The following is a 21,427-nucleotide window of genomic DNA, read 5'->3' as shown; positions in this document are numbered from 1 at the left end:
TTGACCAGCACCACTTCCAGCGCGACCCCGCGCAGGCTGAAAACCTGGAGTATCGCCGGTGAAACCCGGCGCAAGCCTTCCGAATACGAGATCGTCACCGGCAAGTTCCACTATCACTTCAACCGCAAACCCGCGCCGTTCGACCTCGATCCGAACGCGCCGATCAACCAGTGGTACCTGAAGTACCGCGAGGGGTCGGCGCTGCAGGCGCCGGACTGGGAGGGCTTCCGCGACCCGGCCGCGCTGAACTACCGCCGCTACATCGCGCTGCAGCACGACCGCGAGGTCTATGCCGAAGGCGTCGTCGACCGCTACGAGTCGCAGGATCTCGACACCGGCTTGGGCCAGGCCTGGGTAAAGACCCTCGCCCGGCTCTACACCCCGGCCCGCTACCTGTTCCATGTCCTGCAGCTGAGCAGCCTCTACGTCGGCCAACTGGCGCCCAGCGCCTACATCACCAACGCGGCGTACTTCCAGGCGGCCGATGAGCTGCGCGCCCTGCAGTGGGTGGGCTATCGATCTAAGTCGCTGTCGTTGACACACGGTACGCATCTAGCCAATACCGAAGCGACACGCCAGATCTGGGAGGACGACCCAGTGTGGCAACCGGCCCGCGTAGCGCTGGAGAAGCTGCTGATCGCCTACGACTGGGGTGAGTCGTTCGTCGCGCTGAACCTGGTGCTCAAGCCGGCCCTGGACGCGCTGTACAAGGAGGTGTTCGCGCAGCTGGCGATCGATCACGGCGATCAGCTGACCGCAGCGCTCCTGCAGGAGTCGAACGTCGACACGGTGCGTAACCAGGACTGGCATGTCGCGTTGGCCCGCTATGCGCTCAGCGCCAACCCCGACAACCGCGCCGTCGTCGTCGGCTGGATCGACAAGTGGCGTCCGCTGGCCGATCGGGCGGTCGAGGGGCTGGCCAACGCCTTTCCCGAACCGGCCGGCGCCACCGCGCAGGTCGCTGCATCGGTCGCCGCGTTCACCGGGAAGTGGCGCGCGGACGGGTAGCTCCGGTCAGGACTCCATCAACCGACGGCGTTCGGTCTCGATGTCGAAATCCGCTGGCGGCCATGACAAATCGAGCCGCTTGAGCGCCTCGATGAGCAGCTCGGTGATGGCGAGCCGGCTGTACCACCTGCGGTCGGACGGCACGACGTGCCACGGCGCGAAATCGGTCGAGGTGCGATCGAGCATCGCCTGGTAGACCTCCTGGTACTTCGGCCACAGCCTGCGTTCGTCGACGTCGCCCGAGTTGTACTTCCAGTGCTTCGTCGGATCGTCCAGCCGCTCGAGCAGCTGCTCCTTCTGCTCGTCGAGGGAGATGAACATCGCGACCTTGACCAGCGTCATGCCGCCGTCGACGAGTTCGCGCTCGAACGCGTTGATCTCGTCGTAGCGCGGCTCCCACTCCTCGGGCGGCACCAGGTCGTGTACCCGCACGACGAGCACGTCTTCGTAGTGGGATCGGTCGAACACGCCGATATGTCCAGCGGGCGGCAACGCCTTGCGGATGCGCCACAGGTAGTGGTGCGCGAGCTCCTCCTCGGTCGGCTTGCCGAAGGCGGTATAGCGCACGCCCATCGGATTGACGGCGCCGACAACGTGTTTGACGATCCCGCCCTTGCCCGCGGCGTCCATTCCCTGCAACACCAACAGAACCGAGCGGTGGTCGTCGCGTGCCCTGTGGTTGGCGTAGAGCAGCTCCTGCAGTTCGGCCAGCCGCGTGCTGCGCTCGCTCTGCCGCTCGGCGCCGTCCGATTTGTCGCCGTCGAAACCCGGTGTGGCACGCGGATCGATATCGGCGACCTTGTCGCCGGCGCGGAACCTCAGCAGGCGCGGGATTTCGGAGGAGGACATTCTGGAAGGCTAGCCGTGGCTAGTCCTTCGGCGGGAGCACAGGAGACGGATGCGGCATCTCGCGGAATTTCTCCAGCGATCCGCCGACCTCGACGATGCCGCGCAACGCATTCCACGACAGCATCGTCAGGTAGTCGATCAACTCGTCGGCGCTCATACGCCGGTCGTTCATCCACGAGTGTGTGGCGAGCTGCACACCGCCGACGGTGTGGTAGGCCCACGGCACGACGCCGCCGGTGTCCATGCCGACCGCGTTCATGCGCCGGCGCAACATCACCGCGAGCATCCTGGCGATGATCTGCTCGGAGGTCGCAACGGCCTTGCTCTTGCTCGCGGAGTTGTTGGCCATGACGAACTGGTAGGGCTCGGGTTCGGCGGCCACCGTTTCGACGTACACGCGGATGATCTCGCGGGTCAGCTCGTAGCCGTCGAGGTCCGAGGACAACGCCCTGGCCATGTTCGGGATCAGCGTCGTCTGCGCGAACCGCATCATCACCGCGGTCGTCAGGTCGTTCTTGTCGACGAAATAGCGGTACAGCACCGTCTTCGAGACGCCGATCTCGGCCGCGATCTCGTCCATGCTGACGTTGCTTCCGCGGCGCCGGATGGCTTCCAAAGTGCCGTCGACCAGCTCGTTTCGGCGTTCCACCTTGTGCCGGTGCCACCGCCGTTTGCGCCCGTCGGTCTTGACCGCCACGGCCTCGTTCTGCTGTGCCACTTTCTCCGTGATCCGTTTCCCTAGTTCCTCCGATAGTACGGCTGATCTTGACTTCGGGCGTTCGGACCGGCCGGCCCCGCGCGGCATAGCGGATGATGGTGTGGTGGCACACAGACCCGACACCGGCCGACGCGCCGTGACCCGGGACCGTCCCAGTTTCGCCGAGTCGCTCGCGGGCGTGGACAGCTTCGCCGACGCCGAGCGGCGCCGCAGCCTACGCCGGATGAAGATCGTCGCGCTGTCCTTCCTCGTCGGCGCCACCGTGATCTTCCTGGTCTGCACCTGGGCCCAGTCCCACGGCGCACCCGGCTGGGTCGGCTACGTCCGAGCCGGCGCGGAGGCCGGAATGGTGGGCGCGCTGGCGGACTGGTTCGCGGTCACCGCGTTGTTCAAGCACCCGCTGGGGATCCCGATCCCGCACACCGCGATCATCAAACGCAAGAAGGATCAACTCGGCGAAGGGCTCGGCAACTTCGTCCGCGAGAACTTCATGTCACCGGAGGTGGTGGCGACCAAGCTGCGCGACGCCGACGTGGCGGGCCGGCTGGGCAAGTGGCTGTGCGAGCCCGCGCACGCCGCACGGGTGGCGGCCGAGACCTCAAGGGTGCTAAGGGTTCTGGTGGAGATGCTGCGCGACGAGGACGTCCAGCAGGTGCTCGACCGGATGATCGTCAAACGGCTCGCCGAACCGCTGTGGGGCCCGCCGATCGGGCGGGTGCTGGCCACGCTGCTGGCCGAACACCGGCAGGAAGCGCTGCTTCAGCTGCTCGCCGACCGGGCCTTCCAGTGGTCCCTGAACGCCGGCGACATCATCGAGCGCGTCGTCGAACGCGACTCGCCGACCTGGTCGCCGCGATGGGTCGATCATCTCGTCGGGGACCGCATCCACCGTGAGCTGATGGACTTCACCGACAAGGTGCGCCGCGACCCCGATCACGAACTGCGGCGCTCGGCCACCCGGTTCCTGTTCGAGTTCGCCGACGACCTGCAGCACGACGAGGCGACGATCCAGCGCGCCGAGAACGTCAAGGAACAGGTCATGGCCCGCGATGAGGTGGCCAGGGCCGCCGAGACCGCGTGGAGCGCGGCCAAACGCATCATCCTCGAGTCGGTCGACGACCCCTCCTCGGCGCTGCGAACCCGCATCGCCGACTCCGTGGTGCACATCGGGGAGAGCCTGCGCGACGACGCCGACCTGCGCGACAAGGTCGACGGCTGGATCATCCGCGCCGCCTCGCACCTGGTCGGCGAGTACGGGGTGGAGATCACCGCGATCATCACCGAGACGATCGAGCGCTGGGACGCCGACGAGGCCAGCAGGCGCATCGAACTGCACGTCGGCCGTGACCTGCAGTTCATCCGGATCAACGGCACCGTGGTGGGCGCGATGGCGGGCCTGGTGATCTATTCGGTAGCCCAACTACTGTTCTGACCTGCGCTAACTAGTGCTTGCAAAAGTTAGCACTGCGTCGTAGGGTGGAAATGTCGCATTCCGGATACCCAACGCACGAGGGGGCTTGCATGTCGCAGGATGAAAACCTCGCCGTCGTCGTGTCCAGCGCCGCGCAGAACGCTGCACAAGACATCGGCACCTTCATCCGTTCGCAACGTGAGGCTGCACAGGTATCCGTGCGTCAGTTGGCCGAGAAGGCCGGTGTCAGCAATCCCTACCTCAGCCAGATCGAGCGGGGATTGCGCAAACCCTCTGCCGACGTGCTCAACCAGATCGCCAAGGCGCTGCGGGTCTCCGCGGAAGTGCTCTACGTGCGGGCCGGGATCCTCGAACCGGGCGAGACCAGCGAGGTGCGCGACGCCATCATCACCGACTCGGCGATCACCGAGCGGCAGAAGCAGGTGCTGCTCGACATCTACACGTCGTTTTGTCAGCAGAACGAAGCCCAAGCCACGCAGGCAGACGAGGAGCCGACTGATTGACGAATTCCGACTGACCAACCCATCCACGCACTGACCACTAACCAACTTCGAAAGGAACCACGACCATGGCGAAGAACACCCCCGCCAAGAACCAGCCGACCGTTGACGACCTGAAGGCTCCGCTGCTCGCCGCGGTGGGCGCCGCCGACCTGGCGCTGGAGCGGGTCAACGAGATCGTCGCGACCCTGCGTGAGCGTGCCGGTGACGCCCGCAGCGACGCCCGCACCACCTTCGAGGAGCGTCGCGAGCGCATCAGCAAGCTGCAGGAAGAGCTGCCGTCGCAGTTCGAGGAGCTGCGTGAGCGGCTGAGCAGCGACGAGCTGCGCAAGCTCGCCGAGACCTACGCGGACGCCGCGCAGAGCACGTACAACAAGCTCGTCGAGCGCGGCGAGGTCGCGCTGGAGCGGCTGCGCAGCCAGCCCGGCCTCTCCGACGCCGCAGAGCGCGTCGAGGGCTACACCGACCAGGCTGTCGAGCTGACGCAGGAGGCGCTGGGCAACGTCGCCGCGCAGACCCGCGCGGTCGGCGAGCGGGCCGCCAAGCTGGTCGGCGTCGAGCTGCCGAAGAAGGCCGAGAAGCAGGCGCCGGCCAAGAAGGCGCCTGCCAAGAAGGCTGCGGCGAAGAAGACGCCCGCCAAGAAGGCACCTGCCAAGAAGGCCGCGGCGAAGAAGGTCACGCAGAAGTAGTTCGGCGGAAATTCGCCCAGAGGGCGTAACCCGCATAGGCTTGACGGCGTGCAGCTCGAAGGCCTAGTGGGTTACGTCCTCTTCTTTTTGCAGATCGCCGTGTTGGTGACGGTCGTGTACGCGTTCGTGCACGCCGCCATGCAGCGCCCCGACGCCTATACGGCCGTCGACAAGCTGACCAAGCCGGTGTGGCTGGTGATCCTCGGAATCGGGGCATTGCTGGCGCTGGTGCTGGGAATCATGGGCACCGCAATCGCGGCCGTCGCGGCCGGTGTCTATCTGGTCGACGTACGACCCAAGATCTTGGAAGTCCAGGGAAAGTCGCGGTAGTGCGCCCGCTGCTGGCGCTCGCCGTCACGGCGGCCGGTGTGGTGGGCGCGGTCGCGCTCGCGCCCGTCGGGTCGGCCGACCCGACGACGCCCGCCCCGCCGTACATCGACGACGTCGAGTGGGCGAAGTGGGGCGACCTGTCGAGCCTGAGGGTGTACCCGACCGAGTCCGGGCGCGAGGCCGCCGCGCTGGCCAGCCCGATCGGTCCTGCCCAGGCCTGGGCCGAGGTGCTGGCACTTTCGCCCGACGCCGACCTCCCCGGAATGCGGGCACAGTTCGTATGCCACTGGTACTACGCCGAGCTCGTGGAGCCGGGCAAGTCGAGCTGGAACCTGGAACCGTGGCGGCCCGAGGTCAGCGACGACGCCATGGCGTACGCGGGGTGCAACCCCGGCGGCACCGAAGAACCGTTCTAGCGGTGGGCTCCTACAGTCGCGCGGACGTGGCCGCGATGGTCGACCACACCCTGCTCAAACCGGAGGCCACCGAGGCCGACGTCGAGCGACTGGCCGACGAGGCCGCCCGACTCGGGGTGTACGCGATATGCGTGTCGCCGTCGATGGTTTCGGTGGCGGCTCGGTCGCGGTCGGACGCCCAGAAGATCTGCGCGGTCGTGGGATTCCCGTCAGGCAAACATCTTTCGGCCGTCAAGGCAGAAGAGGCGCGGCTCGCCACGGCTGCTGGCGCCGACGAGATCGACATGGTGATCGACGTCGGCGCCGCGGTGGCGGGCGACTTCAAAGCGGTGCGGGCCGACGTGGCAGCGGTACGCGCGTCGGTCGGCGAAGCCGTCACGCTGAAGGTGATCGTCGAGTCCGCGGCGTTGCTGGAACTCGTCGGGGAGCGTGCGCTCGCCGATGCCTGCTCGGCAGCCGCGGAAGCGGGTGCGGACTTCGTCAAGACCTCGACCGGTTTCCACCCGGCGGGCGGGGCGTCGGTGCGTGCCGTGGAGATCATGGTCGCCGCGGTCGGTCCCCAGATCAGGGTAAAGGCGAGCGGCGGCATCCGCACCGCGGCGGACGCCATCGCGATGCTCGACGCGGGCGCGACCCGGTTGGGTCTTTCCGGGACGCGCACGGTGCTCGACGGGATCAAGTACGATCAGCGCGTCTAATTGACGTCATATCTAATTTGCTGGCTCTGAGGGCAACGCACGGATAGGATCACGAGATGACTGAACAGAACCGTTGGCCTCGCCGGGTTGCGGCCGTTGCCGGCATGGGTGCCATCGTCGCCATGGGTGCGCTCACGGCGAGCTGCTCCAGCGAAGAGGAGCAGGCCCCCGAGACGACGACGACCACCACCACCACGACCGCCACGACGTCGGCCCCGGCGGCCCCGGTCTCGCCGACCGAGAAGGCGCCACGCATCGACCCCGGGCCGAATCCGTTCTCACCCACCGTCTATGCGCCGCCCGCCCCAGGTCCGACTCCTGGTCCCCACCACGGTCCTCGGGGGCAGTAGCCGCCGGGTCGCGGCCGTGGTCGGGGCCGCGCTGCTGATCGGGGCGTCGGCCGGATGTGCGCCACGCACTCCGGAGCTGATCACCGGCCCGTTTGCGGCGCTGCTGGCCAGTTCGACCGATCTGGGCCGATCGCGCGCCGCCCACGCTCAGCTCACCGTCACGCTCGCCGCGGCGGATCGACCGTCGGCGGTGATGGACTGGGCCGAGGCCCGAAACCTGCGGGTGCGATGGCGTTCCGGTGACACTTGGGCGATCGTCGAGGGCGCCGCAGAGGACATCGCGCGTGCGTTCGACGTACCGGTGCGCGACTTCCGCGGTCCGAAAGGGCAGCTGTTCTACGCGTCGCCGGCGCAGCCGTCGGTGCCGATGCCGTTGCGCGGATCGGTCACCGAGGTCGGCCGGATCATGAGCTACACGCCGCACCACACCAAGGTTTCCGGACTGGCACCCGGGTTCTTTCCGCTCGACGTGCCCAAGGGCGGGTTGACGCCGACGGGCCTGCTCGAGGTGTACAACGCGACACCGCTCGCCGATGCGGGCTTCACCGGCAAGGGCGCCACGATCGTGTTCTTCGCGTTCGACGGCGCTGAGCAGGACGACCTCGACATGTTCGCGGACACGTCCGGGTTGCCGCGGTTCACGCCGATCTGGGTGGGCGGGAAACCCGAAGAGACCCGCGGCGAGACAGCGATGGATCTGCAAGTGGCACATGCCATCGCACCCGACGCGCAGCTCGTGGTGGTCAACGCCCGACCGACCGTCGAGGGTGACGGCGCCTACGAGAAGATCGGCCGGCTGTTCGAGTCGGTCGACCGGCAGTTCCCCGGTGCGGTGTGGAGCCTGTCGATCGGCTGGGGTTGCGAAAAGCTGGTGACCGCAGCCGATCTCGCTCCGGTGCATGCGGCGTTGACGGCGGCCCAGGAGAACGGCACGTCGGCGTTTGACGCCAGCGGCGACAACGGGGGGCTGGAATGCAAAGGCGGCGACGAGTGGTCGTCGCCGCCGGGTCCGGACGACGTCGGGCTGGACTCCATCGCATCGCTGCCGACCATGACCGCGGTCGGCGGTACCACGTTGTCGACCGGGCCGCGCGGTCAGTGGCGCGCCGAGCACGCATGGGTGGATTCGCCGCTGTCGCAGGGCAGTAGCGGCGGGGTGTCGCAGTTTTTCGACCGCCCGACATGGCAGGAAAAATTGGCGGTGGATCGCGACACCGAGGGTAAACGGCTCTCACCCGACGTCGCCGCGGTCGCGGACCCGTTCACCGGGGTGCGGTTCATCTTCGACCAGCGGGAGGTGCTCGGCGGCGGCACGTCCCAGGCGGCGCCGATCTGGGCCGCGCTGACCGTGCTGATGAACCAGTACATCGTCGCCAACGGGGGCCGCCCGCTGGGCAACCTCAACCCGCAGCTGTACCGGGTGGCCGCCGGATCGAACCTGCCCGGCTTCCGCGACGTGCGCCGCGGCGGCAACGCCGTCGACCTCGCCCAACCCGGCTACGACCTGGTCACCGGGCTCGGCAGCCCCAACACCTACAACCTCGCGCGCAACCTGCTCGACCTGCAGACCGGAGCGGCCCCGCGGTGAGCACCCGGGACGGTCGCGGCCGGTTGCGCATGGGCGCCTACGCCGCGGCGGCGTGGGAACCCGTGTTGCGGCTCGCGGCGGCCAGCTCGTTGTTCCCGCGCCTGCCGCACCGCTCCCGCACCCCATTTCGCGTGGCGTTGGCCGCTCTGGCGGTGACGGCGATCGGGTTGGCGCTGCTGCGTTGGCAGGCGCCGCTCATGGTGGTGTGCGCGCTCGGGCTGCCGATCGTGTTCGCGCTGTACCTGTACGAGGCCGATGCGCATCGCGATCTGCCGCTGCGTTCGCTGGCGCTGACCACGGTGCTGGGGGTCGGCATCGGTGTCGGGTGGGCGTGGTTGCTCGGGGCGATGTTCGCCGACGCGTACGACATCGCGCTGTTCGGCCCCGAAACCGACACGCACGCTTATGTTCTCGGCGTCGCGATACCGGTCATCAGTGCGGTGCTCATGCTCATCCCGGTGGGCGTGACGCGGGCGTTTCGCCAGTCCGACCGCGAATCGTTGGACGGCTTCGCGCTCGGCTCATGGAGCGCGCTCACGTTCACCGCGGCGGCGTCCTTGACCCGGTTGGCTCCGGAGTTCGCGACCGGCATCACCGCCAAGGGCTGGCCGGTCAGCGGGATGGTGACGATGGCCGGGATCGTGGGTGCGGCGATTCCGTTGACCGCCGCGGCGATCGGCGGCCTGGTCGGCACCGCGCTGTGGTCGGGGCGAACACGGATGATCGTCGTCAGTGTGCTTGTGGCCCTTGGGCTTTACGCCGGCCAGGGGCTGCTCGAGGTGTCCCCGCTGTTGCACGGTCAGCATTTCGCGCTGCACGTGGCGATCGCGATGGTCGCCCTGCTGGCACTGCGGATCGGGTTGCAGCACGTGCTGCTGCATGAGCCCGACGAGGCCGCTGATCCGGACCGGCGTGTGGTGTGCGCGCACTGTGAGCACGTCGTCGCCGATACCGCGTTCTGCCCGAACTGCGGGGTGGCCAGCCTCGCGGCGTCGCGTACGTCGCGTGCCGCGCGACGCGCAACGACGGCGGAGTCACCCGCGCCGGTGCGTCAGACCAGCCTCACCCGGGTGCTCACCGTACTGGGCGCTTGCGTCGGCGTCGCGGCCGCGGGCGGGGTGGCCGCCGCGGCGGTGCTCACCCCGCCTCCCGTGGCGTTCGTCTGCCCGCCGGACTGCGGGCGTCCGCCGTTCGGAGAGCAGGTCGACTCCAACCCGCGGTTTGTTTCGAGCGACGGCGCGTTCACGGTGCAATACCCGGGCCCGGGAACGGCTTACGAGGCCACGCTGAACCCGGACGGGGTCGAGCTGGAGTTCGTCGGCGGCGACACCGGCACCATGCACCTGTTCGGGATGCCGGCACACAACCAGTCGGCGGAACAGATCGCCGGAGACCTGATCCGCGAGCGCTTCCCCGACGCCGTCACCGACTACGAGATCCCCAACGCCATGGTCGGATACGAACCCGGCTACGGCGTCGTCGTCGACGAATACCCGCAGGGCGCCAGTGGAACATTCAGCCGGCTACGGCTCATCGTCATGGTCGCCGTCAAACACGACTACGCGTTGGTGGCCGCGGCGATCGGGCCCTACCACGAGTTCACTCCCGACGACGGGCCCGGGCATCCGTCCGCGGCCAATCTTCAGCTCGCGATGGATATGGGCAAGTACGTCAACAGCTTCCGGTGGCGCGACCCGAACGACTGAGCCCTAGAGTTCCGCGAAGCAGGGGTCTTGTTCGCCCTTCGGCATCGACGCGTTCTTCGTCGAGAACTGGCTCACCACACCGGAATCGGTGACCCGCACCGAATCCGCCGAGATACCCATCGGATAGTTCTCCGTCAGCTGAGCGGTGAACACGTCCAGCGCCGGCTGCACGGCCTCGCGAGGCAGCGTGAAACCCAACCCGGTCAATTCGGTGACCTGCAGGGAGATGCCGTCGTTGACGACGGTGGGCTTGGCCTTGATGCTGCCCAGCGTTCCTTGCAGCTCGATGGTGCCCTCGGACGGGTTGGTCGTCACCCCGTTGACGAATGCGCCGACGAGCGGAATCGAATCGGCGATCGTCCGCCGGATACCGTCGGTCGTCCAGGTGATGTTCGCGACCAGCGAGCCGACCGAACCACTCGAGGTGGCGGTGTCCTCGAGGCGCACATCCTTGATCGTCAGGGTCACCTTCATGCCCTTGGCTTCGCGGACCTGGTTGCCCGCCGTCTCGATGTGGATGTTCGTGTAGTGGCCGGTCATGTGCTGCCACAGGAACGGGGGCATGACGCCGAACGAGGCGCTCGCCTGATCCTCCACCACACATTCCACGACGCTGGCCACCACGGTGTTGGCCCGGTTGCGCGCGTAGAGCTCACCGGCGAGCACGCCGGCGAACGCCAGCGCCAACACGATGACGAGGACGAGCACGATCGACAGCGGATCGCGCAACAGGTTGGCGAGCTTGCCCAACAGCGACGCGTCCTCTTCGTCGGACGGCGGCCCGGGCGGCGGACCCGGGGGCCCTGGCGGCGGTGGCGGCGGTCCCTGCGGTGGCGGGCCACCTTGGGGCGGCGGGCCTGCCGGGAACTGTGGCGGTGGGCCGGGCTGTTGCGGTGGTGGGCCGGGCTGTTGCGGTGGTGGGCCGGGCGGCTCCGGGCGGGACCACGGATCAGTCATCCCCGCGATTCTGCCTTACCCGACGAGATGAACTCCGCGCGGTTGCTCAACACCGCGATCGTCTGACGGGCCTTCTCGGCCGCGGCCAGGTCGATGTCGGTGACCAGCAGCTGCGGGTCGGGGCCCGCCGAGGCCAGCACCTCGCCCACCGGCGAGGCGATCAGGCTGCCGCCCACCCCGGTGGGACCGACCGCTGCGATGTCGTCACCGGGGTAGGCCTGGTCGACGGCGGCGACATAGCCGGTGGTGTCGATCGCGCGGGCCCTGGCCAGCAGCGTCCACTGGTCGAGCTTGCCGTCGCCGCTGCCCCATGAGGCGTGCACGGTGCACAGTTGCGCTCCGCGGCGGGCCAATTCGACATACAGCTCGGGGAAGCGGACGTCGTAGCACAAAGTGAGGCCGACAGTGACGCCGTCGATCTCAATGGTCACCGGCTCACGGCCCGGCGCTACGGTCTTGGACTCCTTGAAGCCGAACGCGTCGTAGAGGTAGATCTTGTCGTAGTGCGTGTCGATGTAACCGTCGGAGCTGGGGCCGGTCGCGATCAGGGTGTTGGTCACCCGTCCGTCGGGTGCCGGCACGAACATGCCCGCGACGACGACCACGCCCGCGCGCTCGGCGATGGCCCGCACGCCCGACGCCCACGGCCCGTCGAGCGGCTCCGCGATGGGCGCGAGCGGCACCCCGAACCGGCACATCGTCGCCTCGGGGAACAACACCAGTCGGGCGCCCTCGTCGGCGGCGCGGCGCGTGTAGTCCTCGACCAACCCCAGGTTGGCCGAAGGTTCGGTGCCGCTGAGGATCTGCGCCAGCGCAATCCGCATGCGGCCAGCCTAGTTTGTCGTGATCGTGGCGCCGTGAGGTCACATAACCTGCATGTAAAAGTAGAATATGACTCTCGTACAGCGAGAGCCTTGCTATGGTGACACCTGCCCATCTGCCACCTGGACAGGGAGAGTCGGTGATCCGCAGTCGCGACATCCCCGCCGCGCTGCGGACGCGGTATGAGTCCGAGGGCTGGTGGACGTCGGACACCCTCGGCGACCAGCTGTGCGCGGCCCTGCAGTCGCGGCGCGACGTCGTGTTCCGGGTCCATTCCGACCAGCGGCCGTACGCGGGCACCTACGGCGATGTCGAACGGGTGGCCCGCCGGCTGGCGGCCGGGCTGCGGGCGCGCGGCGTCGGGCCGGGCGACGTCGTGGCGTTCCAGCTGCCGAACTGGATGGAAGCGGCTGCGACGTTCTGGGCCTCGGCGCTGCTGGGCGCGGTCGTCGTGCCCATCGTGCACTTCTACGGCCGCAAGGAACTCAGCCACATTCTCGGGACCGCGCGACCGCGGGTCTTCATCACCGCGACCGAGTTCGGGCGGATGAAGTACCACCCCGATCTGTGCGGCGACGTGCCGGTCGTCGGCGTGGTGGGTTCGCACGGGCAGGACAACTTCGACGCGCTGCTGGCGGCCGAGCCGATGGCGGGCGTCGCCGAAACCGATCCGGCGGGACCGGCCCTGATCGCGTTCACCTCGGGCACCACCCGCGACCCCAAAGGCGTGGTGCACAGCCACCAGACCCTGGGATGCGAGATCCGTCAGCTCGCGGCCAACCATGTGCACAACCCGGCGGGCAGTCTGATGGCGCTGCCGGTAGGGCACTTCATCGGCATGCTCGGCGGGCTGCTGTGCCCGGTGCTGGAGGGCCTGCCGGTGCACCTCTGCGACGCGTGGGACCCCGCGGCGGTGCTCGCGTTGGTGAAGAACGACGGTGTCGGCTTTGGCGGTGGCCCAACGTATTTCATCACCAGCCTGCTGGACCACCCGGACTTCACCGACGAACATCTGCAGTACATGCCCTACCTCGGTCTCGGGGGGTCGGCCGTGCCGGTGGCGGTCACCCGTCGGTTGACCGATCTGGGGCTCGTCGTCACCCGGTCCTACGGGAGCACCGAGCATCCGTCGATCACCGGCTCGAGACCCGATGCGGCGCCGGAGAAACGGCTGTACACGGACGGAAACGCACGGCCGGGGGTGGAAATCCGGATCGCGCCCGACGGCGAGATCCTTTCCCGCGGACCGGATCTGTGCCTGGGCTACCTCGACGCCGAGCTCACCAGGCGCGCGTTCGACGACGAGGGCTGGTATCACACCGGTGACGTCGGGGTGCTCGACGAGGACGGCTACCTGACGATCACCGACCGCAAGGCCGACGTCATCATCCGCGGCGGGGAGAACATCTCGGCCATCGAGGTCGAGGAGGTGCTGCTGGCGATGCCGCAGGTGGCCGAGGCCATCGTGGTGGCCGCGCCGGATCCGCGGTTCGGCGAGCGGGTCGTCGCCGTGCTCAGGGTCCGGCCCGGGGAGGCGATGCCGAACCGGGAGCAGGTGCGGGCCCACTTCGACGCCGCGGGGGTGGCGCGGCAGAAATGGCCCGAGGAGCTGCACCAGGCCGACGACTTCCCGCGCACGGCCAGCGGCAAGGTCCAGAAATACCTTGTGCGGCAGCAGGTTCAACGTACACACGCACTGTGAGGAGACTGAAGTGACCGGACGGGTAGCGGGCAAGGTGGCCCTTATCACCGGCGCGGCGAAAGGCCAGGGCCGCAGTCACGCGGTCAGGCTGGCTCAGGAGGGCGCCGACATCATCGCGGTCGACGTCTGCCGCCACATCGAGGGCACGCCGGAACCGGGCGCCTCACCCGCCGACCTCGCCGAAACCGCCGACCTGGTCAAGGCGCTCGACCGGCGCGTGGTGACCGCCGAGGTGGACGTGCGGGACTTCGAGGCGTTGAAAGCCGCGGTCGACGCGGGAGTGGAACAACTCGGCCGCCTCGACGTCGTCGTCGCCAACGCCGGAATCGGCACGCCCGGTGCGATGCTCGACGAGATGGACGAACCGCGTTGGCAGCAGATGCTCGACGTCAACCTGTCCGGGGTGTGGAAATCGGTCAAGGCCGCGGTGCCGCACATCAAGGCCGGCGACCGAGGAGGATCGGTGATCCTGACGAGCTCGGTGGGAGGCCTGAAAGCCTATCCGCACGTGGGCCATTACGTCACCGCCAAGCACGGCGTGGTCGGGCTGATGCGAACCTTCGCCGTCGAACTGGGGCAGTTCTCGATCCGAGTCAACTCCGTGCATCCCACCCATGTGGGCACCGACCTGTTGCTGAACGAGTCCACCTACAAGGCTTTCCGGCCCGACCTGGACAACCCGGGACCCGAGGACATCAAGCCGATCTGTCAGATGTTTCACATGCTGCCGATTCCGTGGGTCGAGTCCGTCGACATCAGCAACGCCGTACTGTTTCTGGCATCCGACGAGTCCCGCTACATCACCGGCGTCCCGCTTCCGATCGACGCGGGCAGCTGCCTGAAGTAGCCGAAAGGCGGGCGATGACGCAGAGCGGCGCATTTGACGGAATCCGGGTGATCGAACTGGCCCAGTGGGTCTTCGTGCCCGTCGCCGGCGCCTTGCTCGCCGATTGGGGAGCCGACGTGATCAGGGTGGAGCGACTCGACGGCGACCCGTACCGCGGGCTCGCCACCCAGGGCATCGGAACCGACCGCGGCGGCGTCAATCTGTCCATGGCACTGGCGAATCGCGGCAAGCGCTCCGTCGCGCTCAACCTGCGTGACCCTGGCGGCCTCGACGTGCTGCACGATCTGCTGGCGTCGGCGGACGTGCTGCTCACCAGCTTTCGTCCCGGCGCGCTGGACCGCTTGGGCCTGGGCGCCGACGCCGTGCGCGAACGCCACCCGCACCTGGTGTACGCCCGCGGGCACGGCTTCGGCGTGCGTGGTCCCGACGCCGATCAGCCGGGTTACGACAGCTCGGCGTTCTGGGCGCGCGGCGGCGTCGGCCACATGCTCACCCCGGCCGAACGCGACTATCCGATCAGCCAGCGCGGGGCGATGGGTGACCGCAACGGCGCGATGGCGCTCGCGTTCGGGATTTCGGCCGCCTTGCTCAAACGGACCCGCACGGGAACGGGGTCGGTGGTCGACGTCTCGCTGCTGGCGACCGCGATGTGGATGCTGTCCTCCGACCTGCTGGCCACCCTCAACGGCGGTGAAGCGCAACCGGTTTCGGGCCGCGGCCCGATGGTCAACCCGCTGACCGCCACCTATCGCACCAAGGACGGCAGGCACATCCAGCTGATGTTCTTGCAGGGCGACCGGTACTGGGCCGACTTCTGCCGCACCGTCGGACGGCCCGAGCTGGCCGACGATCCGCGGTTCGTCGATCTGGCCGCCCGGCGCGCCAACGCGGCCGCATGCGTCGCCGAACTGGACGCGGTCTTCGCCGAACGCACGCTGGCGCAGTGGAAGGAAACGCTGGCGCAGCTGGACGCGCCGTGGGCGCCGATCCAGACGATCGCCGAGGTCGCCGAGGACCCGCAGGTGCTGGCCAACTCCTACATCGGCGATGTGGTGACCGACGACGGAACCACCTATCGCCTACCCAGTGTCCCGGTGCAATTCGACGAACGGCCGCCCGAGTTGCGGCGCGCGCCCGAACACGGTGAGCACACCGAGGCGGTATTGGAGGAGCTGGGCTATGACTGGGACCGCATCGGCGCGCTGGCCGAGCGGGGCGTGATTCCGTGACATCGCAACGCCCGCTGCCGGTGCCAGACGAGACATCGGCGCCGTACTGGGCGGCGGCCGCGCAACACGTTCTGACCGTCGCCCGATGCGGTCGGTGCGCGGTGCTGACCATGCCGCCCGACGTCGTGTGCACGGCGTGTGGCTCCACCGATCCCCGCTACGAGTTCACCCCCGTCAGCGGTCGCGGCACGGTGCGGTCCTGGACGGTGGTGCGCCAGGCGTTCCTGCCGGGCTTCGACCTGCCGTTCGTCCTCGTCGACGTCGAACTCGCCGAACAGCCGGGCCTGCGGCTCATCGGCCGCCTGCTCGACGGCGTGGGTGCCGACCTGCACCTCGGTGCTGCGGTGCGGGTGGCATTCGAGGACCTCTCGGACGAAATGGCCGTTCCCGCTTTCGAGTTGGCGCGATGAGCGATCCCATCCGCAACCGGGTCGCCGTCGTCGGCTATGCGCACAGCGCGATCGAACGGCGCGCGAAACGCCCGTTGGGAGCGGTGGCGGTGGACACCGCCCGCGCCGCGATCGCCGACGCGAGGCTGACGGTGGACGTGGTGGACGGCTTCGTGGGCTCCGCCATGCTGCCGAGCGCAGGCGGACATCAGCTCGTCGACGGCGTGACGATCGTCTCCCCGACCTGGCTGGCGCGCAGCCTCGGCGCGACGCCGGCCTACGTCGCCGGGTTCGACGGCATCGGGCAGCTCAGCGGCTCGGTCGGCATGGCGGTCAACGCGTTGATCAGCGGCGCGGCGGACTATGTCGTGGTGCACCGCGCGCTGCACAACCCGGCGGGCAGCTACCACGGCAACCCGATGCGGGAGGTACGAGGAGCCGCGCAATGGTCGGCGCCGCAAGGGCTTTTCGGCCCGCTGGCGATGATCGCGCTGCCCTACAACGAGTACCTGCAGCGGTTCGGCGCCCGCCGGGAGTCGATGGCCGCGGTGGTGACCGAAGCCCGTAGGAACGGCGCCCGGCTGCCGTGGTCGTATTGGCACGGCAGGCAGTTGACCACGGCGGAGTACCTCGCCGAACCGCAGTTGGTCGATCCGGTGTGCCGACTGGACTGCGACATCCCGGTCGACGGCGTTGCCGCGTTCGTCCTCACCACCGCCGAGCGGGCACGGGATCTGCCGCACCCACCGGTATACGTCGCGGGCTACGCCGGCAGCGCGCCACCGCCGCGCCGGCTGCCCATGCACTGGCCGCTGGACGACATCGTCGACGGCGGAGCGCGCACCGCGGCGCGGCTGTGGCGCGAGACCGGTCTGAGCATCGATGACGTTGACCTGCCACAGGTTTACGACGGGTTCTCGCCGCTGGTGTGGTTCTGGCTCGAGGTGCTCGGCGTCTGCCCGGTGGGGGAGGCCCACCGCTTTGTCGAGGCGGGCGGCATCGACGCCGACCGTCCCGGCGCGGTGCCCGCCCTGTCGGGGGGCGGTGCGCTCGGCAACGGCCGCATGCACGGCGTGCCGCAGATGCTGGAGTGCTATTTGCAGCTGTCGCGGCGCGCCGGTGACCGGCAGCGCGAAGTGTCGATCGGCCTGGCGTGTCAGGCCGCACCGCACTTCGGCGGGGTGGTGGCGTACTCGTCGGCGCCGATCTGACGGATCAGTGCGGAAACAGCTCCTGCCACGTCGTCGGCTGCCTCTTCAGATCGGTCTGCTCATAGACCTGGCCGTCGTCCCCGATGTAGCGGCCGGTGCGGGGGTCATAGGGTACGGCAGCGGCGTTCGGAGGGGGCGGCGTCCCCTCGATCGGCGCGAAGGTGTGGCTGTCAGGCAGCACGCGGTCATCGGGAAGCACCCCCTGCGACACCAGGTTTGGATCGAACGGGTACGGTCCCAACACATGCTGGCGCATCGCCAGCGGCTTGTACGGCTCGTCGCTGTTGCAGATCTCCACCGTCGGCGCCCGCTTTCCCGGCTTACCCATGCACGGGTTGTTGCGCACTCCGCGCACCGCGATCGGTGAATCCTGCGGCAGCTTGCAATACAACCCGTCCGGTGTGTCGATCACCGTCTCGTCATCGGGTGAACGCCACTGCGACGGCGGCAGAAAGCCCACCGTGCACGGCGGCGGATCACCGTTCATCAACGAGAAGCCGCCCAACGACAGGCCCACCGGATTGTTCAGCTGCGACAGTGAACCGAAGCCGGCGACGTACGGCGGCAGCAGCACCAGCAGTTGTTCCAGCGACGGGTTGTAGGTGACGCCGATCTCGCCGACCGTGGTCAGGTTGGCCAGCAGCACCGGAAGTGTCGGCTTCACCTGCTCAAGCAGGCGTGCGATCTCGTCGGCGGCGCCGGGACCGGTGTCGAGCACCGTGCGGATGTCCGGATCGCTGTCGACGAGTTGACCGGTGACCGCACTCAGGCTGTGCGCCCAGACCCGCAGCGTCTCAGTGCTTTGCACCTGCGAGTCGAGCAGCGGCTCGCTGTCCTCGACGAGAATGCGGGTACGGTCGGCGGTGGCGTCGGCGTCGGCGGCGATCCGAGCGCCCGAGTCCAGCAGCGACCCCACGTCGTAGCCCGCACCGTCGAACGCGAGGAACGACTCGTCGAGCAGATCGGACAGCTTCTGCTTCGGCACGCTCTTGACCATGGCACTGAGCTCGTCGAGCACCGGGCCCACTTTGAGAGGAATGGTGGTGTCCTGCTTGCCGATCACCGCACCGTTCTCCAGGAACGGGGGCCCGTCGCCGCGGGGTACCAGGTCGACGTACTGCTCGCCGACGGCCGACACACTGCGCACATGTGCCTCGACGTCGGCGGGGATGCGCGGCGAATCCTTCAGGGAGAGCACCGCGGTGGCGCCCGAGGCGGTCGGCTCCACGCTGGACACCTTGCCGATCTGCACGCCGCGGTAGGTGACGTTGCCGAACCGGTACAGCCCGCCGGTGCCGTCCAGTTGCACGGTCACCTTGATGTGCCCGATGCCCAGCCATGTCGGCACCTGCAGATAGCCGAACACCATCACCGCCATGGCGATCACCGCCGCGACGGTGAACACGATGAGCTGGGTGCGGACGATGCGGCTGAGCATCAGCTCTCCCCGGCGGGGTAGGGCCCGGCGAAGATCGCAGGCGATGGCGGCGTCGGCACCGGCGGGGCCACCGGAAGCACCGATGGCGCAACGGGATCTGGTGCGGTCTGCGGACGGGGTACATCCAACGGCGCGGGCGGCGTCATACCGACGTTGAGCGGTGCGTAGGTGTAGTTGAGGTGAACCGGGTCGCCCGGTGCGGGGACGAAGTCGGCGTTCGGGTCGCCCCACCGGGTACCCAGGAACAACGAGCGTTTGAGCCGCGGCACGGTCAGGTCCATGGCCGCGAAGATGTTGATGTAGTCGCCGCGGATAGCGCGGTCGATGAAGTTCTGCGAGAACGGATATGTCGGCAGGTAGGCCACCACCGTGCCGAGGTACGGACCGACGTCGGCGAGGGCCTTCAGGGTCGGTTCGAGATTCGTCAGGTTGCGGACGAGGTCGTCCTGGGTGGAGTTGATCAGTTCGGTCGCGGTGTCGCTGAACTCGCCCAGCTTCTGCATCGCGGTGACCAACTGGACGCGTTCCTGCAGTAGGACGTCGAGCGCCGGCGGCACCGTGTGTAGCGCGTCGGTGATGTCAGACCGCTGAGCCGCCAGCACACCGGTGAGCCGGTCCAGCGCCTCGATGGAGGCGGCGAACCGATCCCGTTGCTCGTCAACCGTTCCCACGAAGGTGTCGAGCCGAGCGATGAGGTCGCGAACGTCGGCCTCTCGGCCCGAGAGCGCAGTGGCGGTGCTGTGTATGAAATCACCGATCTGCCCGAGCCCGCCGGCGTTGACGATCACCGACAGCGACGACAGCGTCTGCTCCGTGGACGGATAGGTCGACGACCGATTCAGCGCGATCGTCGAGCCCGGCTGTAGTCGGCCGGCCGGCGGCTCACCGATCGGCGGGTCGAGCGCCACGTGCATCGAGCCCAGCAGGCTGGTCTGCCCGACGGTGGCCAACGCGTTGGCGGGCACCACGGTGCCGGGTTTCACCCGCACCTCGACCTCGGCATGCCAGTCGACGACGTCGATGGTCCCGACACTGCCCACCACCACGTCGTCGATCATTACCGGCGAATTCGACTCCAGCGTCCCGATATTGGCGATCTGTACGTGATAGAAGTCGTTACCAGGACCGCTGGCCACCGCACCGGGAAGCGGAAGCGTGTTCACCCCGCCGAATCCGCACGAGGTGAGCGTCACCGCGGCGCAGATCCCGGCCGCGGCGCTTCGTCGTAAGGCACGCGTGTTCACGATGGCGGTGACCCTCCCGGGACTTCGGCAGGCAACAACATGCCCTGCAGCGACGGCGGGGCCTGCGGCAGCGGCGCGTCACCGGCCCCGGTGTAGGCCGACACCGCCGGCGGCGGCTCCGGTGGATCGGCGGCACCGCCCCCGCCGGGTGCGAGCGCGGGGTCGGCGTACACCACCTTGTCCGGGGTGTAGGACGGCATCAGGAACGGGTTGATCGGCGGCTGCGGCAGGATGTTGAAGTTGAGCAACCGCAGCGCGGGCCCGAGGTATTCGGCGCACAGCTTGCCGGTCTCGGGCGCGGTGGCGTTGGCGATGCCACCGATCGCGCCGCACAGAAACGCGACTGGGTTGGAGAAGTTGGTGAGCACGAACGTGCCGAGCGCGCCAGGGACATTCGGGTTGAGGATGTGGTAGGAGTTGGCGAACGCCGTAGGCGCGACGTGCAGGATGTTCTCCACATCGGACCGATGGTCGGCCAGTACCTGCGTGACGTTGGCGAGACGTTGCACCTGTTCGGCGGTCCTGTCCCTGGTGCCCGCGACGAAGCGCTGGATCTCGCCCACAGCCACGCCCAATTCCGCGATCGCGGCCTCCAGATCGTTTCTGCTGTCGGCCAAGACGGTGCTGAAGGTGGCCAGCCGGTTCCCGAACAGCACGATGTCGTCGCTGCTGTCGCGTAACGCGGTGACGAAGGTCTGCAGGTTCTCGATGGTGGCCACGATGTCGCCGCTGCCGTCGGACAGGGTGCGCGCGAGCTTCGAAAGCACCGCGAAGGTTTCCCGCAGCTTGGCGCCGTTGTCGTCCATGGCGTCGGCGGTGCTTTCGATGAACCGGCCCACCGAACTACCGGATAGTGTGCTGTCCGGTCCGAGTTCGGTTGCCAGCCTGGACAGTTGCTCCTTGACCTCGTCCCATTCGACCGGAACCGCGGTGCGCGCCTGGTCGATGACCGCGCCGTCCGGCATCTGCGGCTCGCCCTCGCGGTACAACGGCGCCAATTGCACGTACCTCGCGGCGACCAGGTTCTGCGCGACGATGACGGCTTTGGCGTCGGCGGGGACCCGCACGTCGTGGTCCACCTCGATGGTAACCTCGGCCCGGTCGGGCTGCGGGGTGATGGACCGGATCCGGCCCACCTTCACCCCGACGATCCGGACGTCGTCGCCCGGATACAGCCCGGTGGCCGAGGAGAAGTAGGCCGTGATGATCTTCGGTGCGAAAAGTGTCTGGCGCACCACCACCGCGGTGCCCGCGACCAACATGACGATCAGCGCCGCGAGCAGGACAGACTTCGACCGCGTCAT

22 protein-coding genes are annotated in these 21,427 nt (G+C 68.3%); 14 read left to right on the top strand and 8 right to left on the bottom strand.

The genetic code is table 11. The features are described from left to right. The gene (locus tag MELE44368_RS08520) at positions 1-1,008 is read left to right on the top strand and encodes an aromatic/alkene monooxygenase hydroxylase subunit beta (protein ID WP_128108116.1); all 1,008 of its coding nucleotides are present in this window, start codon (positions 1-3) and stop codon (positions 1,006-1,008) included. A gap of 6 nt (positions 1,009-1,014) precedes the next feature. On the opposite strand, the gene MELE44368_RS08515 is transcribed toward MELE44368_RS08520, so the two are convergent. Then, complete coding sequence (locus MELE44368_RS08515) at positions 1,015-1,857, bottom strand: polyphosphate kinase 2 family protein (protein WP_128108115.1); 843 nt, start codon at positions 1,855-1,857, stop codon at positions 1,015-1,017. Positions 1,858-1,876: 19 nt separating this feature from the next. Beyond that, the gene (locus MELE44368_RS08510) at positions 1,877-2,575 is read right to left on the bottom strand and encodes a TetR/AcrR family transcriptional regulator (protein WP_128108114.1); all 699 of its coding nucleotides are present in this window, start codon (positions 2,573-2,575) and stop codon (positions 1,877-1,879) included. A gap of 103 nt (positions 2,576-2,678) precedes the next feature. Here MELE44368_RS08510 and MELE44368_RS08505 point away from each other — a divergent pair, with 103 nt between their 5' ends. The 6 genes from MELE44368_RS08505 to deoC all read left to right on the top strand — a co-directional run bounded on the left by MELE44368_RS08505 (position 2,679) and on the right by deoC (position 6,640). Then, positions 2,679-4,007, top strand: a complete 1,329-nt coding sequence (locus MELE44368_RS08505) for a DUF445 domain-containing protein (protein ID WP_164890062.1) — start codon at positions 2,679-2,681, stop codon at positions 4,005-4,007. 89 nt (positions 4,008-4,096) lie between these two features. After that, positions 4,097-4,510, top strand: a complete 414-nt coding sequence (locus MELE44368_RS08500) for a helix-turn-helix domain-containing protein (protein ID WP_128108113.1) — start codon at positions 4,097-4,099, stop codon at positions 4,508-4,510. Between the two features lie 65 nt (positions 4,511-4,575). Further along, on the top strand, positions 4,576-5,196 hold the full coding sequence (locus MELE44368_RS08495; protein ID WP_128108112.1) for a heparin-binding hemagglutinin: 621 nt from the start codon (positions 4,576-4,578) through the stop codon (positions 5,194-5,196). A 48-nt stretch (positions 5,197-5,244) separates the two neighbouring features. Further along, entirely contained in the window at positions 5,245-5,526 is a 282-nt protein-coding gene (locus tag MELE44368_RS08490; RefSeq protein ID WP_046752623.1) for a DUF2516 family protein, read from the top strand. After that, on the top strand, positions 5,526-5,942 hold the full coding sequence (locus tag MELE44368_RS08485) for a DUF2599 domain-containing protein (protein WP_128108111.1): 417 nt from the start codon (positions 5,526-5,528) through the stop codon (positions 5,940-5,942). The genes MELE44368_RS08490 and MELE44368_RS08485 overlap by 1 nt, the downstream gene beginning before the upstream one ends. A 2-nt stretch (positions 5,943-5,944) precedes the next feature. Beyond that, positions 5,945-6,640, top strand: coding sequence for a deoxyribose-phosphate aldolase (deoC, locus tag MELE44368_RS08480; RefSeq protein WP_128108110.1), 696 nt, complete (start codon positions 5,945-5,947; stop codon positions 6,638-6,640). 49 nt (positions 6,641-6,689) lie between these two features. Here the strand turns inward: deoC and MELE44368_RS27495 are convergent, their stop codons facing one another. Next, positions 6,690-6,926: a hypothetical protein gene (locus MELE44368_RS27495; protein ID WP_206613724.1), complete on the bottom strand. Its 237-nt coding sequence runs from the start codon at positions 6,924-6,926 to the stop codon at positions 6,690-6,692. Positions 6,927-6,931: 5 nt separating this feature from the next. On the opposite strand from MELE44368_RS27495, the gene MELE44368_RS08470 reads away from it, so the two are divergent. Together MELE44368_RS08470 and MELE44368_RS08465 are read left to right on the top strand one after the other, a co-directional pair. Continuing rightward, positions 6,932-8,578, top strand: coding sequence for a S53 family peptidase (locus MELE44368_RS08470; protein ID WP_128108108.1), 1,647 nt, complete (start codon positions 6,932-6,934; stop codon positions 8,576-8,578). Next, a complete protein-coding gene (locus MELE44368_RS08465) occupies positions 8,575-10,284 on the top strand; it encodes a zinc ribbon domain-containing protein (RefSeq protein WP_128108107.1) in 1,710 nt (569 codons plus the stop codon). The genes MELE44368_RS08470 and MELE44368_RS08465 overlap by 4 nt, the downstream gene beginning before the upstream one ends. A 3-nt stretch (positions 10,285-10,287) precedes the next feature. Here MELE44368_RS08465 and MELE44368_RS08460 read toward each other — a convergent pair whose 3' ends face one another. Both MELE44368_RS08460 and MELE44368_RS08455 read right to left on the bottom strand, forming a co-directional pair. Next, positions 10,288-11,241: an LmeA family phospholipid-binding protein gene (locus MELE44368_RS08460; RefSeq protein WP_128108106.1), complete on the bottom strand. Its 954-nt coding sequence runs from the start codon at positions 11,239-11,241 to the stop codon at positions 10,288-10,290. Next, positions 11,238-12,065 carry a carbon-nitrogen hydrolase family protein gene (locus MELE44368_RS08455; RefSeq protein ID WP_128108105.1) on the bottom strand — a complete coding sequence of 276 codons (828 nt, stop codon included), beginning with the start codon at positions 12,063-12,065 and terminating at the stop codon, positions 11,238-11,240. The genes MELE44368_RS08460 and MELE44368_RS08455 overlap by 4 nt, the downstream gene beginning before the upstream one ends. Positions 12,066-12,160: 95 nt before the next feature. Between MELE44368_RS08455 and MELE44368_RS08450 the strand changes: the two genes are divergently transcribed. Genes MELE44368_RS08450 through MELE44368_RS08430 form a run of 5 tightly spaced genes read left to right on the top strand, consistent with a single transcriptional unit; the run spans position 12,161 to position 17,441 of the window. Next, positions 12,161-13,765 (top strand): AMP-binding protein, encoded by a 1,605-nt coding sequence (locus tag MELE44368_RS08450; RefSeq protein ID WP_128108104.1) that lies wholly within the window; start codon positions 12,161-12,163, stop codon positions 13,763-13,765. A 10-nt stretch (positions 13,766-13,775) separates the two neighbouring features. Next, positions 13,776-14,612 (top strand): mycofactocin-coupled SDR family oxidoreductase, encoded by an 837-nt coding sequence (locus MELE44368_RS08445; protein WP_128108103.1) that lies wholly within the window; start codon positions 13,776-13,778, stop codon positions 14,610-14,612. Positions 14,613-14,626: 14 nt separating this feature from the next. Continuing rightward, positions 14,627-15,841, top strand: coding sequence for a CaiB/BaiF CoA transferase family protein (locus MELE44368_RS08440; RefSeq protein WP_128108102.1), 1,215 nt, complete (start codon positions 14,627-14,629; stop codon positions 15,839-15,841). After that, positions 15,838-16,251 carry a Zn-ribbon domain-containing OB-fold protein gene (locus MELE44368_RS08435; protein WP_241566527.1) on the top strand — a complete coding sequence of 138 codons (414 nt, stop codon included), beginning with the start codon at positions 15,838-15,840 and terminating at the stop codon, positions 16,249-16,251. The genes MELE44368_RS08440 and MELE44368_RS08435 overlap by 4 nt, the downstream gene beginning before the upstream one ends. Continuing rightward, positions 16,248-17,441 carry a thiolase family protein gene (locus MELE44368_RS08430; protein ID WP_128108101.1) on the top strand — a complete coding sequence of 398 codons (1,194 nt, stop codon included), beginning with the start codon at positions 16,248-16,250 and terminating at the stop codon, positions 17,439-17,441. The genes MELE44368_RS08435 and MELE44368_RS08430 overlap by 4 nt, the downstream gene beginning before the upstream one ends. A gap of 4 nt (positions 17,442-17,445) precedes the next feature. Here MELE44368_RS08430 and MELE44368_RS08425 read toward each other — a convergent pair whose 3' ends face one another. From MELE44368_RS08425 to MELE44368_RS08415, 3 genes are read right to left on the bottom strand one after another with little or no spacing between them, the layout of a single operon-like run. Next, positions 17,446-18,879, bottom strand: a complete 1,434-nt coding sequence (locus MELE44368_RS08425; protein WP_128108100.1) for an MCE family protein — start codon at positions 18,877-18,879, stop codon at positions 17,446-17,448. Then, a complete protein-coding gene (locus MELE44368_RS08420; RefSeq protein ID WP_409366111.1) occupies positions 18,879-20,123 on the bottom strand; it encodes an MCE family protein in 1,245 nt (414 codons plus the stop codon). The genes MELE44368_RS08425 and MELE44368_RS08420 overlap by 1 nt, the downstream gene beginning before the upstream one ends. Beyond that, positions 20,120-21,427 (bottom strand): MCE family protein, encoded by a 1,308-nt coding sequence (locus MELE44368_RS08415; protein ID WP_128108098.1) that lies wholly within the window; start codon positions 21,425-21,427, stop codon positions 20,120-20,122. Before MELE44368_RS08415 ends, MELE44368_RS08420 begins: the two co-directional genes overlap by 4 nt.

Origin of the sequence: Mycolicibacterium elephantis DSM 44368 (genome assembly GCF_004014805.1) — a bacterium.
Lineage (GTDB): Bacteria > Actinomycetota > Actinomycetes > Mycobacteriales > Mycobacteriaceae > Mycobacterium > Mycobacterium elephantis.
Note: the sequence above shows the minus strand (reverse complement) of the source record. Positions and strands in the feature narration are given on the sequence as shown.

What these genes read in the sequence shown, in the direction of transcription:
- MELE44368_RS08500 (WP_128108113.1), top strand. Translation starts at nt 4,097, where the DNA reads ATGTCGCAGGATGAAAACCTCGCCGTCGTCGTGTCCAGCGCCGCGCAG.
- MELE44368_RS08515 (WP_128108115.1), bottom strand. Translation starts at nt 1,857, where the DNA reads ATGTCCTCCTCCGAAATCCCGCGCCTGCTGAGGTTCCGCGCCGGCGAC.
- MELE44368_RS08495 (WP_128108112.1), top strand. Translation starts at nt 4,576, where the DNA reads ATGGCGAAGAACACCCCCGCCAAGAACCAGCCGACCGTTGACGACCTG.
- MELE44368_RS08440 (WP_128108102.1), top strand. Translation starts at nt 14,627, where the DNA reads ATGACGCAGAGCGGCGCATTTGACGGAATCCGGGTGATCGAACTGGCC.
- MELE44368_RS08430 (WP_128108101.1), top strand. Translation starts at nt 16,248, where the DNA reads ATGAGCGATCCCATCCGCAACCGGGTCGCCGTCGTCGGCTATGCGCAC.
- MELE44368_RS08450 (WP_128108104.1), top strand. Translation starts at nt 12,161, where the DNA reads ATGGTGACACCTGCCCATCTGCCACCTGGACAGGGAGAGTCGGTGATC.
- MELE44368_RS08425 (WP_128108100.1), bottom strand. Translation starts at nt 18,879, where the DNA reads ATGCTCAGCCGCATCGTCCGCACCCAGCTCATCGTGTTCACCGTCGCG.
- MELE44368_RS08415 (WP_128108098.1), bottom strand. Translation starts at nt 21,427, where the DNA reads ATGACGCGGTCGAAGTCTGTCCTGCTCGCGGCGCTGATCGTCATGTTG.
- MELE44368_RS08460 (WP_128108106.1), bottom strand. Translation starts at nt 11,241, where the DNA reads ATGACTGATCCGTGGTCCCGCCCGGAGCCGCCCGGCCCACCACCGCAA.
- MELE44368_RS08470 (WP_128108108.1), top strand. Translation starts at nt 6,932, where the DNA reads ATGCGCCGCCCGCCCCAGGTCCGACTCCTGGTCCCCACCACGGTCCTC.
- MELE44368_RS08455 (WP_128108105.1), bottom strand. Translation starts at nt 12,065, where the DNA reads ATGCGGATTGCGCTGGCGCAGATCCTCAGCGGCACCGAACCTTCGGCC.